The sequence below is a fragment of the Solwaraspora sp. WMMD792 genome (genome assembly GCF_029626105.1).
GTDB lineage: Bacteria > Actinomycetota > Actinomycetes > Mycobacteriales > Micromonosporaceae > Micromonospora_E.
On record NZ_JARUBH010000009.1, the window covers coordinates 1,508,556 to 1,520,472 of the forward strand.

Consider the following 11,917-nt stretch of genomic DNA (forward strand, 5'->3'; position numbering starts at 1 on the left):
CGTGCCCCTCACAGGGGTTGGTACGGGTCACGGCGTTCCGCGCTGCAGGTCGCGCAGGTACCGGTGCCACCGTCGGGCGCCGCGTCCGCGCCCGCCTCGGGTCCGCCGGGTACGGGTCGGTCGGATTCGGGGTCGGATTCGGGCGCGGGTTCATCCGTTGACCGCCCTGGTGGCTCGTGCATGCAAGTCATGCTGCTGAGCCGGCGGATCGTTAGCTATCCAGCAGATACGTCAAAGAATCGACCGGTCGCGGTCGATGTGCCCGATCCGGTTTCGACCGGGTTGCCGGGCCGTTTCAGTCGTCCGCCGCGAGGACGCCGGCCTCCACGGCGGCGACCGCCAGCGCGGTACGGCTCGACACCCGCAGCTTGCGCATCGCCGACCGAAGCTGCTGATCCACTGTGGCCGACGACTTGGCGAGGATCCGGCCGATTTCCCGGTTGGTGTGCCCGGCCACCACCAACCGGACCACGTCCAGCTCGCGCGGGGACAGCCGGTCGCCGTACCCTTTGCGGCCGCCCCGCCACCGGCGCGGCACCTCCCCGCCGTGTTCGCGCAGCCGTCGCGCCACCCGGTCGGCCGCACCGCGCGCGCCGAGGTCGGCCAGCCCGTCGTGCACCTCGACCAGCAGCGCCCGTCCCGGCTCGGCCCGCTCGGCGGCCAGCAACGCCAACGCCTGCCGCTCCCGGGCGAGCAGCGCGTCGTACGGGCGGGGCAGCGCCGCCCACGCGCGGGCGGCCCGGTCGAAGCCGGCCGCCGCCCGGTCATGGTCACCGGCTGCGTCGGCCAGCGCGGCCCGGCACATCGCCAGCGCGGCCGCCGGGCCCGGCGCGGCCCGGCCGCGTAGTCCGTCGGCGAAGCGGCGCACGAGTTCGGCCGCCTCGTCCGGCTGGCCGGCGGCGAGCAGCGCCGCCACCCGCGCCGGGGCGATGTCAGTGGCCCACACCCAGACCCGCTTGGCGGCGACCGCCCCGATCGGACCATCGGTGACCCGCACCGCCCGATCGGCCTGCCCGTCGTCGAGCCACAGCCGGGCCAGCATGGCGGCCGGCTCCACCGTGTCGTCGACCGCGCCGCGCCGGGCCGCCTCGTCCAGCACCACCTGGAACTGCTGCTCGGCGTGGCGTAGCTGACCGGTGGCCGCGGCCAGCCGGCCGGCCAGCCGCAGACTCGCCAGATAGACGCCCGGCCGGTCCCGGTCCGCCTCGGCCAGTTGGGCGGCCCGGTCGGCCAGGCCGTCCCACCGGCCGGTGAACCAGTCCAGGTTGGCCTGTTCCACCAGGACGTTGTAGCGCAGCCGGACCAGACCCTCGGCGTCGGCGAGAGCCAGCGCCACCGACAGGTGCCGCCCGGCGTCGGCGTACCGGCCCCAGATCAGCGCCCCGGTGCCGACATTGGCGTGGATCCGGGCGATGTCACGCCGTTCGGCCGCCGCCGCGCCGTCGGTCGGCAGCCCGGCCACCACCTCCCAGGCCTGCGGCTCGCCGAGCATCAGCAGCGCCGCCGCCCGGTTGCCGGCCAGCGACATCCGGTCGGCGGCGGACGGGATCCGCGGGATCAGCTCGGCGGCCCGGTGCAGCCACCGCAGATGGGTGGCGGCCGGCCACGGGCCGGCGTACGCCCAGCCGAGGTAGGTCATCGCACGGGCCGCCTCCACCGGGTCGGCCAGGTGCTCCACCGCCCGGCCGAGTTCGGTGAGCGCGGCCTGTGCCTCACCGCCGATGATCAGCAGCCGGCCCAGCGGGTTGCGGATGTCGGCCTGCTGCCGCGCGGTCAGCTCGGTCGACTCCAGCACGGCCCGCAGGGTGGCGACCACCCGGTGGTAGACGTCGTCGACCGGCTCGCGGCGGCCGAGCGCGGCGACGGCGGCGGTACGGGCGATCCGGGCCCGGTCCGGTGCCGCCAGTTCCGCAACGGTCAGCAGTTCGTCGAGGGTGACCGCGGCGGTGGTGTGGTCGCCGGAGGCGATCATCCGATCGGCGGCGGCCTCCGCGTACCGGGCCCAGCACGCCACGTCACCCGCCTCGCGGAAGTGTCGGGCCAGCTGGGCGACCGGCGGCGGATCCAGACCCTCGACCGCCTGTCCGGCCCGCAGATGCAGCGTACGCCGCTCGGGGTGCGCGATGGCCTCGTAGACGGCGGTGGCGGCGAGGGCGTGCCGGAACCGCCACCGACCGCCGCCGGGGTGGTCACGCTCGTCGCTGTCCAGCAGACCGGCGGTGGCCGCCTCGGTCAGCCCGGCCCGGCAGGCCCGGGTCAGCAGGCCGGCGGTGGCAGCCAGGGTGGCCTCGTCGGCGGGTTCGCCGAGTACGGCGGCGGCGCGCAGCACCCGCTGGGCGGCCTGGGTCAGCCGGCCGACCCGTTCCCGGGTCGAGTCCCGCACCGACGCCGGCACCTGCAGCTCACTCAGGCTCAACCGCACCCAGCGTCCGTCCCGGAACACCACGTCGGCCCGGTCACACAGCAGGCGTACCGACTCCTCGACCATCAGCGGCACGCCGCTCGTGCGCTGGTGCAGGAAGGTGGCGAACTCAGTCGACATGGGATTGCCGTCCAGCATCGACGAGACCATCGCCGCCGTGTCGGCCACGTCCAGCGGCGCCAGGGTGATCCGCAGCCGGGCGCCGCCACCGGCCGCCGGCCGGGACAGCCGCAGCAGCAGCGAGCGGTCGTCGACTTCCTCGGGGCGGTAGGTGACCAGCAGGCTCGGCCCACCGGGGGCCGGTCGGGCGGCGAGGAACACCAGGAACTCCTGAGTGACCTCGTCGGCCCAGTGCGCATCCTCGACGACGAGCAGGTCGACGTCGAGCGCACGGATCAGCTCGTCCAACGCCCGGAACAGCCGGTGCCGGGCCGCGGTGGCGTCGTCCACCGGGTCCAGTGGCGGTGGCAGCTCGGCCGACCATTCCGGCACGAGCGGGCGCAGTGCCCCGGCCAACGCGCTCAGCCCTACCCCGGCCAGCCGTGGCCGGACGTCGCGCAGCGCGTCCACGATGGGCGCGAGGGTGAGCGATTCGCGTAGCGGTGGGCAGACCGCCAGCAGGGTGCCGGGGCGCAGGCCGGTCCCGGTTGCCGACGTCTCCCGCACCAGCCGGCTCTTGCCGATCCCCGCCTCACCCTCCAGCAGGACCACCGCCGGGGGACGGGCGAGCGCCGTGGCCAGCGCCGCCACCTCACCGGACCGTCCCACCAGCCGTGGCGTGGCGATCGGCATCGCCGTGCCCGCCGCCGCAGCGTGCCCGCTCACCCGCATCGTCGGAGCGTATCCCGCACGTCGGATGTCGTAGCGGGCCGTCGATGCCGCCCCGGCCGGCGCCCCGGCCGGCGCCCCGGGCATCCAGCCCTTGTCGTGATCCGGACCGTGGCGACCGTGGTGACCACGGTCGCCGTTCGACTATTGTCGAGGCGGATTCAGAATTCGCCCGACGTCCGGGTCGACCGCTACTTGAATCCACCCGGTCTGTTCGCTCCGCACCAGCTCCCCGCACCCTTGTCGAAGCCCGTTGGGTGTTGTGGCTTCTCGTGCGCGGACCGGGTTGTCCATCATGATCGAGACAGGAGTTCGGCACGTGATCAGTAACGCCATGCTGCAGCAGGCAGGCACCATTCTGGGGCAGGTCGCCAACGGCGTGAACATTGTCGTCGTTCCGCAGTCGATGTCCGTCGGTACGGCCGAGAACCCGGCCATCTGTCTGAAGTCGGCGATTCAGGTGAACTGGGTGAAGAAGCAGATGGCCGCGCCCGAGGTCCGCAAGTACGTCGAGGACGACGTGGCCTGGGACGGGATCATCGGCACCGTCGCGTTGGACACGCTGGTGATCCAGGAAGGGGTTTTCGACGGTACGATGGCCTACCGCTCAGCGGTGATCTGGCACGAGCACGGGCATGTCCTGCACGGCAAGACCGAAAATGGGAACGTCTACCTGTACGAGGTCACGAGTCTGGTCAATGCCGTAGGTGTGCTGGACGACGAGGAAATTCGGAACGTCCTGGAGGCGAGGTCCGGAGCGTATCGGGCGGCGGTGGATCCGGGCGTCGCGGCGCTGCGTCAGTTCCTGCAGCAGAATTGGCAGATCACGCTGTAGGAGGGTCGGCGATCCGGGTACCGGACCAGCGCGGCGAGGCACTCGACGCCCGGACCGACCGCGACCCACGCGGTTGCCGTGGGACCGGAGTCCACCGCGTGGGCCGCGTGCCCGGCGGTGCGGGTCACTACGGGTCACTACAGGTCACTGCGAGATGCGAGTCAGTCCGACTCGGGCCGCAGTACGATCCGGGCGAGCAGTTCCTCCCCGTCGCGCACCCCGTGGACGCCGACCTCGGCGTCGACGTCGAGACCGGACAGTTCGACCTCGCTGCCGTCGTCGACCACCCGGCACTCGTCGGCGCAGGTCCAGTCGAGCACGAAGCCGTCCGCCGACTCGACGCTGATCGTGGTGCCGTCGATGGAGCCGACCGTGCCGCGCTGCACGACGAGCGTCCGCAGTCCGTTGTCGGTCTGAACGGTCATCTCGCCGTGCAGACCGGCGCCGCCCGCCCCGAGACCGCGCAGCCAGCCGGCGCGCGGGCCGGGCCGCCCCCACGGGCCGCGGCGACCGTCCCACCAGCCGGGGTGGTCGTCTCCGGCGAGACCGAAGTCGCTGTAGTCGACGGTGTCCACCGCGGCGACCGCGACCGGATCCGCTGCGGCGCGGGAGCCGTCGGACGAGCCGCCGAACCCGCAGCCGGTGAGGGTCAGCAGCGCGGCCGTGCCGGCCGCCGCGCCGGTGAGTGCCTTGGTGCGAACTGATTTTCTCATGTGGTCAAGCATCGGCGGCCGGCACGAAGCCGCGGTCAGATCGATGTTCGGATCAGGTAAGGCGTCCGGCGGCACCGTCGGCCAACCGTTGGCCCCGAGAAGCATCGGACCTACCGGGCCGGCCGGCGCGGCAGCCGTACGGTGAAGACGGCGCCGCCGCCGGGGGAGTGGCCAGCGGCGATCCGTCCGCCGAGACGGTGGGTCAGCCCGGCTGCCAGGGCCAGCCCGATCCCGGTACCGACCGACCGTTCGCCCCGGTACCGGCGGTGCAATGCGCCGCGTTCGAAGATCACCGCGAGGTCGTCGTCGGTGAACCCCGGGCCGTCGTCGTACACCTGCACCGCGACGGAGTCCGGTTGTCCGGTCGCCGGTTCCGGCGGTACGCCGAGCCGTACGGTGCCGCCGGCCGGCACTACCCGCAGCGCGTTGTCCAGCAGGATGTCGACGACCTGCCGGAGCCGCCCCGGGTCGGTGTGGACCGTCACCGGTGTCGCCGGTGGGGTCAGGCCGACCGTCACCCCGCTGCCGGCGAACCGGGGCCGCCAGGCGTCGACGGCGTCGGTGAGCAGCGCGCCGAGGTCGACGTCGACCAGTTCCAGGGCGAAATCGGAGGCTTCCAGCCGGGCCAGGGCCAGCAGGTCGCCGACCAGTCGGTCCAGCCGCTGCGCCTCGCCGAGCATGATCCGTCCGGTACGCGCGGCGCCGTCGGGGTCCACCACCCCGTCGGCGATCGCCTCGGCGTACCCGCGCAGGGTGGTCAGCGGGGTTCGCAGCTCGTGCGAGATGGACAGCAGGAAGTCCCGTTGCCGGGCTTCGCTGACGGCGAGCGCGGTGGTGAGGTCGTTGAGCGCGCGGGCCAGCTGCTCGGCCTCGACGGGCGGATCCAGCGGCACCCGTACGGTGCGGTCCCCGGCGCGTAGCCGCTGCGCCGCGTGGGCGGCGGCCCGGATCGGGCGGGACAGTCGGGCGGCGAGCAGCACCCCGGCGATCAGGCCGGCGGTGAGCCCGGCGGCCAACGCCAGCCACAGGTTGCTCCAGACCAGGCGGCTGACTCCGGGGCGTACCGGCTGGAGCAGCACCACCGCCGTGCCGTCGCCGGTGGGCCGTCCTTCGATCAGGGTCGGCCGGCCGTCGACGCGGGCCGGCCGCCGGCCGGTCACCGGCTCACCGGCGGCGAGCCGGCGGACCACCTGGCCGGGCAGCTGTCGAGGCGCCGTCTCGCCGGGTCGGATGAGCAGCACGTCGATGCCCTGGTCGGTCAGTTCGCCGGTCAGCCGGCCGGCGAGAGCCGCCCGCGTGCCGGCCGGAGCGTCGGTGACGGCCGCCGCGACCAGGTCGGCCTTGGCGGCCAGCGAGGCGCGGGCGCCGCGTTCCGTGCCCCGGACCCCGAGCGGGATGGCGACCGCCGCGGTGACCAGTACCGACAGCAGGGCGACCGTGCAGGCGACACCGACGGTACGGGCGGTGAGGGTGCCGGTGAGCCGGCGCCAGCCGGATCGCTGTCCGGTCGTCTGGTCCGGCTCAACCATCGGCGGTGTAGCCGACGCCGCGTACCGTGCGGATCACGGTGGCGGCGGTGCCGAGCTTGGCCCGCACCTGGGCGACGTGCACGTCGACGGTGCGGGTGCCGGCGTGGGCGGCGTACCCCCAGACGGAAGCGAGCAGCTCCTCGCGGGTGTAGACCTGTCCGGGGCGGCGCATCAGGTGGTCCAGCAGGTCGAACTCGGTGGAGGTGAGGGCGACCGGGTGGGAGTCGGCGGTGACGGTGCGCCGGGCCGGGTCGAGGGTGACGCCACCGACGGTACGGACCAGTTCACCGCCGGGCGGGCCGAGGCTGCGGCGGCGGATGGCCCGCACCCGGGCGACCAGTTCGCGAGGGCTGAACGGTTTGGTGACGTAGTCGTCGGCGCCCAGTTCCAGGCCGACCACCCGGTCGACCTCGTCGTCACGGGCGGTGAGGAAGATGACCGGGGTCCAGTCGTCGTCGGCGCGCAGCCGCCGGCAGATCTCGGTGCCGGAGATGCCGGGCAGCGCGATGTCCAGCACGGCCAGCACCGGGCGTAGCCGCCGGGCGGCGGCCAGCCCGCTGTCCCCGTCGGCGCAGACGTGTACGCCGAACCCGTCGCGGGTGAGGTACAGCCGGATCAGGTCGGCGATCGGCTGTTCGTCCTCGACGACGAGCACCAGTCCCCGGTCCGGCTGCGGTGCTGCGGTCACCCGCCCATCATGGCGGGACCGGAAAACGGCCGCATCAGTTTCCGGTACGGATCAGGTAAAAGTCGCTGCTGGCGGGTGATTCCCGGATTGCGAACCGGACCGGATGCCGCATCAAATCAGATCACGGTCAATAACTGTACGGGCACGTTGTGTATTCATTAGGCTGACTCCACATCGCACCTCATGAATGGAGGTGGACCAGTGAACGTCCGCACTGGATCCCACAACGGCCGCGGCTTCGTCCGCCGCGGCATCGCCCTGCTCACCACCGCGCTGCTGACCGCCACCGCCGCCGTGGCCGGCACCGCCGCGCCGGCCCAGGCAGCCGTGCCCGACCGCTGGGGCTTCGCCTACCTGCAGACGCCCACCCCGGCACCCGGCACCGTCCTCGACACCACCCGGCAGTGGGGCGGCTGGAAGGCCACCGCGCCCGCGCTCTGGGCGACCGTCGACCAGATCGGCCTCGGCCGCTACCGGGTGCGGTTCCCGTTGACCGCCTCGGCCAACGGCGTCGCCCACGTCACCGCGGTCGACAACGCGCCGCGCTGGTGCCAGGTGTTCCAGAACTTCCCGTCCGGCACCGACCAGATCGTCGTCGTCCAGTGCTACCGGCCCGGCGGAGGGCCGGACAACTCCCGCTTCGTCGTCGACTACACCGCCGCCTCCGGGGTGCTGCCACCCGGGTCGGACGCGTTCGGCTACGTCAAGGCGGACCCGGGTGGTGCGCCGATGTCGTCGTACAACTCGGCCGGTGCCGGCAACCTGGTCACCCAGATCGGCACCGGTTTCTACGAGGTGCGGCTGAACGGGCTCGGCACCGGCCTGCTGGACGGCAACCTGCAGGCCACCGCCGAGCACCCGAACAGCCCCCGGCGGTGCAAGATCGCCGGGTGGACCTCCAGCGGCGGCGCCATCGTGGCGTACGTGTTCTGCTTCGACGCCGGCGGATCGATGGCCGACAGCTGGTTCAACCTGACCTACCACCGGCAGCGGCCGGTCTTCGGCGCGGTGCCGCCGACCCGATTCGCCTACCTGTGGAGCCCGGCACTGGGCGGGCCGTCCGACTTCAACTCGGCCGGCGGGGTCAACACCATCATGGTCTCCGGGGTCGGGCAGTCCCTGGTGACACTGCCGGCGGTCGGTTTCCAACGGACCACCGTGCAGGTCACCGCGTTCGGCGCCACCCCGGACTACTGCAACCTGCAGGCCCCGTGGATCCTCTCCGGCAACACGGTGTTGATCCGTAACGTGATCTGCTTCAACGCCGCCGGCGCGCAGACACCGAACAACTTCTTCCTCACCTACTCGTCGAACGTCTGACCGGCGAGGAGCCCGTCCGGTGCGGGGTCGGGGCGGACACCGCCCGACCCCGCACGTACGGGTCGGTCAGGCCAGACCAGCCCGGCGCAGCGCGTCGGCGAGCGCACCCTCGGGCTGGCTCCCGCCGCGCTGGCCGCCCCGTTGGCCGGCCCGGCCGTCCTGGCCGCCCCGACCACCCCGGCCGCCTTTGCCGTCGCGGCCCTGCTGCCGGGGCTGCCCGCCCCGGCCGGGGCCGCCGCCCCGGCCGCCGTCCGCGCCGTCCCGCTGACCCGGGGCGCGGCCGGCACCCGGCTCGTCGTCCAGCCGCAGCGTCAACGAGATCCGTTTGCGGGCGACGTCCACGTCGAGCACCTTCACTCGGACGATGTCACCGGGCTTGGCCACGTCCCGGGGATCCTTGACGAACGTCTTCGACATCGCCGACACGTGCACCAGACCGTCCTGATGCACCCCGACGTCGACGAACGCGCCGAACGCGGCCACGTTGGTCACCACGCCCTCCAGCACCATGCCGGGCCGCAGGTCGGCGAGGGTCTCCACGCCGTCAGCGAAGGTGGCGGTACGGAACGCCGGACGCGGGTCGCGGCCCGGCTTCTCCAACTCGGCGAGGATGTCGGTGACCGTCGGCAGACCGAATACGGCGTCGACGAACTTCTCCGGCCGGATCCGGCGCAACGTCTTCGTGTCGCCGATCAGCGTCCGCAGGTCACTGCCGGTGTCGGCGAGGATCCGACGGACCACCGGGTACGCCTCAGGGTGCACACTGGACGAGTCGAGCGGGTCGTCACCGTCGCGGATGCGCAGGAAGCCGGCGCACTGTTCGAACGCCTTCGGCCCCAGCCGGGCCACCGTCCTCAACGCCTCCCGGGACCGGAACGGCCCGTGCGTGTCGCGGTGCAGCACGATGTTCTCGGCCAGTCCGGCACCGATGCCGGAGACCCGGGTCAGCAGCGGCGCGGACGCGGTGTTCACGTCCACCCCGACCCCGTTGACGCAGTCCTCGACCACAGCGTCGAGCGACCGGGACAGCTTCGTCTCGGAGATGTCGTGCTGGTACTGCCCGACGCCGATCGACCGAGGGTCGATCTTGACCAGCTCGGCGAGCGGGTCCTGCAGACGGCGGGCGATGGAGACCGCGCCGCGCAGCGACACGTCGAGGTCCGGCAGCTCCTGAGAGGCGTACGCCGAGGCCGAGTAGACCGACGCGCCGGCCTCGGAGACCATCACCTTGGTCAGCTGCAACTCGGCGTGCCGGGCCATCAGGTCGGCGACCAGCTTGTCGGTCTCCCGCGACGCGGTGCCGTTGCCGATCGCCACCAGGTCCACCCGGTGCGTAGCGGCCAACTTCGCCAGCGTGTCGATGGAGGCGTCCCACTGCCGGCGCGGCTCGTGCGGGTAGACCGTCTCGGTGGCCACCACCTTGCCGGTGGCGTCGACCACGGCCACCTTCACCCCGGTGCGTACGCCCGGGTCCAGGCCCATCGTGGCCCGGCTGCCGGCCGGCGCGGCCAGCAGCAGGTCCCGCAGGTTGGCGGCGAACACCCGGACCGCCTCGTCCTCGGCCGCCTGCCACAGCCGCATCCGCAGATCGGCGCCGAGGTGGATCAGGATCCGGGTACGCCACGCCCAGCGGACCGTGTCGGCCAGCCACTTGTCCGCCGGCCGACCATGGTCGCTGATGCCGAACCGGCCAGCGATGATCGGCTCGTAGCTGCTCGGCCCGGCGACGGCGTCGGCCGGCACCTCCTCCGGCTCCATGGTCAGGTCGAGGACCTGTTCCTTCTCACCCCGGAACATGGCCAGCACCCGGTGCGACGGCAGCTTGGTGAACGGTTCGGCGAAGTCGAAGTAGTCGGCGAACTTGGCCCCTTCGGTCTGGCGTCCCTCGCGTACCCGGGAGGTGAGCCGGCCCCGCGACCACATCCGCTCCCGCAGCCCACCGATCAGGTCGGCGTCCTCGGCGAAGCGTTCCACCAGGATCGCCCGCGCGCCGTCGAGCGCCGCCGCCGCGTCGGCCACCCCCTTGTCGGCGTCGACGTAGCCGCCGGCTGCGGTCCGCGGGTCCTGACCCGGGTCGCCGAGCAGCAGATCGGCCAGTGGCTCCAGGCCCGCCTCGCGGGCGATCTGCGCCTTGGTCCGCCGCTTCGGCTTGTACGGCAGGTAGATGTCCTCCAGCCGGGCCTTCGAGTCGGCCGCCATGATCTGCGCGGTCAGCGCCTCGTCGAGCTTGCCCTGGCTGCGGATCGACTCCAGGATCGCGTCGCGGCGCTCGTCCAGCTCGCGCAGGTAGCGCAGCCGCTCCTCCAAGGTACGCAGCTGCGCGTCGTCGAGCATCCCGGTGGCTTCCTTGCGGTACCGGGCGATGAACGGCACTGTCGCGCCGCCGTCGAGCAGTTCGACGGCGGACGCCACCTGCCCGGCCCGTACTCCCAGTTCTTCGGCGATCCGCTGATCAATCGCTGTGGTCACGTCGCGTGCCCCGCTCCAACTCCCCGGCTGCCGGGCGGGGGTGCTCCCGCCCGGCCCGATGCCTGTGGCCCGGCACCCGTCGTGCGGCCGGTGCCGGGGACCACGGTGGGTGGTCCGGGGAGCATTCTGCCGGCTACCGGCGGTCGGTGTCGCGCCACCACGCGACCCGGTCGACGGCGCAGGTCACCAGGCGATCGACGTGTCCCGCTGCGGCCACAGCCGCACCGCCAGCCGGGACCGTGGCACCGGGTGGTTGATCGCGTCGACCACCGCCGTCAGCTGCGGGTCGAGCCGGCTCGCGGTGGCCGTCAGTTGCCGCCGCACCGTCGGCCCGTACATGGTCACGAACCAGCCTTCGGTGCCGGTGGCGCGGACGATCTGGGCCAGCGCGGCGGTCCGGGCATCCAGCGGGACGACCCGGCCGAGGGCGTGGCCGAGCCGGACCCGGGGGCCGACCGCGCGGACCGGATCCATCGCCGGGAACCGGGTCGTCATTCGGCGGGTCACCGGATGGCGGACCTGTTCGGTGCGCAGCACGCCGAGCGTCTCCAGATCCTCGGCGACCACCCCGGGCAGCCCTGGTCGCATCAGGGCGATCCAGTCCGGCACCGGTTGGCGTTGTTCCAGCCGCAGTTCGGCCAGCAGCGGGTCGGCGACCGGGTCACCGAGCGGCTGCCCGTCGACCGGCACCAGCAGGCCGTCGCGGACCTCGGCACGACCGGCGAGGATCAGCGTGGCGATCGCGGTGCCGGCGAGCCCGGCACCGAGCAGATCCCGGCCGACCATCGGCCGGCCGGTGCTGTCGTCGAGCGCAACCAGGAAGAACTCCTCGGTCAGCGTCAACTCCGTCGGAGTTCGAGCACGGCGCATCGAGTCGTCCCCTGCGGCGGTTTCTGGTGCGCGAGCCGAGCAGGGCCGCGGGAACGGCCCGGCAAGGATGGATGACCTTGCTGAAGCGGAACCTTACGACGCCGGACCAATCAGCTCAAGCCATTCCTTTGTTGGAAACCGGTGAATGTTCCTTCGACAGCGCCGAAATGCCACCCCGGACCAGGTATCGAACCGGCGCCGGGTTAGCGTCTGCTGGTGGACCCGGCACCAGCAGCAGTCCGG

Annotated in this window: 8 protein-coding genes; 2 read left to right on the top strand and 6 right to left on the bottom strand. The window is 72.9% G+C overall.

The genetic code is table 11. The annotated features are described in order from the left end of the window. Nucleotides 1-295: 295 nt before the first annotated feature. Nucleotides 296-3,253: a LuxR family transcriptional regulator gene (locus O7629_RS08390; RefSeq protein ID WP_278168473.1), complete on the bottom strand. Its 2,958-nt coding sequence runs from the start codon at nt 3,251-3,253 to the stop codon at nt 296-298. Between the two features lie 316 nt (nt 3,254-3,569). On the opposite strand from O7629_RS08390, the gene O7629_RS08395 reads away from it, so the two are divergent. Next, entirely contained in the window at nt 3,570-4,085 is a 516-nt protein-coding gene (locus tag O7629_RS08395; protein WP_278168474.1) for a hypothetical protein, read from the top strand. A gap of 161 nt (nt 4,086-4,246) precedes the next feature. Here O7629_RS08395 and O7629_RS08400 read toward each other — a convergent pair whose 3' ends face one another. The 3 genes from O7629_RS08400 to O7629_RS08410 all read right to left on the bottom strand — a co-directional run bounded on the left by O7629_RS08400 (nt 4,247) and on the right by O7629_RS08410 (nt 7,015). Then, on the bottom strand, nt 4,247-4,798 hold the full coding sequence (locus tag O7629_RS08400) for a hypothetical protein (protein WP_278168475.1): 552 nt from the start codon (nt 4,796-4,798) through the stop codon (nt 4,247-4,249). Nucleotides 4,799-4,908: 110 nt separating this feature from the next. Beyond that, nucleotides 4,909-6,327, bottom strand: a complete 1,419-nt coding sequence (locus tag O7629_RS08405) for a HAMP domain-containing sensor histidine kinase (protein ID WP_278168476.1) — start codon at nt 6,325-6,327, stop codon at nt 4,909-4,911. Beyond that, nucleotides 6,320-7,015, bottom strand: coding sequence for a response regulator transcription factor (locus O7629_RS08410; RefSeq protein WP_278168478.1), 696 nt, complete (start codon nt 7,013-7,015; stop codon nt 6,320-6,322). Before O7629_RS08410 ends, O7629_RS08405 begins: the two co-directional genes overlap by 8 nt. Before the next feature lie 201 nt (nt 7,016-7,216). Between O7629_RS08410 and O7629_RS08415 the strand changes: the two genes are divergently transcribed. After that, nucleotides 7,217-8,335, top strand: a complete 1,119-nt coding sequence (locus O7629_RS08415) for a hypothetical protein (RefSeq protein WP_278168479.1) — start codon at nt 7,217-7,219, stop codon at nt 8,333-8,335. Between the two features lie 66 nt (nt 8,336-8,401). Here the strand turns inward: O7629_RS08415 and O7629_RS08420 are convergent, their stop codons facing one another. Beyond that, nucleotides 8,402-10,804, bottom strand: a complete 2,403-nt coding sequence (locus tag O7629_RS08420) for a Tex family protein (RefSeq protein ID WP_278168481.1) — start codon at nt 10,802-10,804, stop codon at nt 8,402-8,404. A gap of 183 nt (nt 10,805-10,987) precedes the next feature. After that, nucleotides 10,988-11,674, bottom strand: coding sequence for a GPP34 family phosphoprotein (locus tag O7629_RS08425; protein WP_278168482.1), 687 nt, complete (start codon nt 11,672-11,674; stop codon nt 10,988-10,990). Nucleotides 11,675-11,917: the final 243 nt, after the last annotated feature.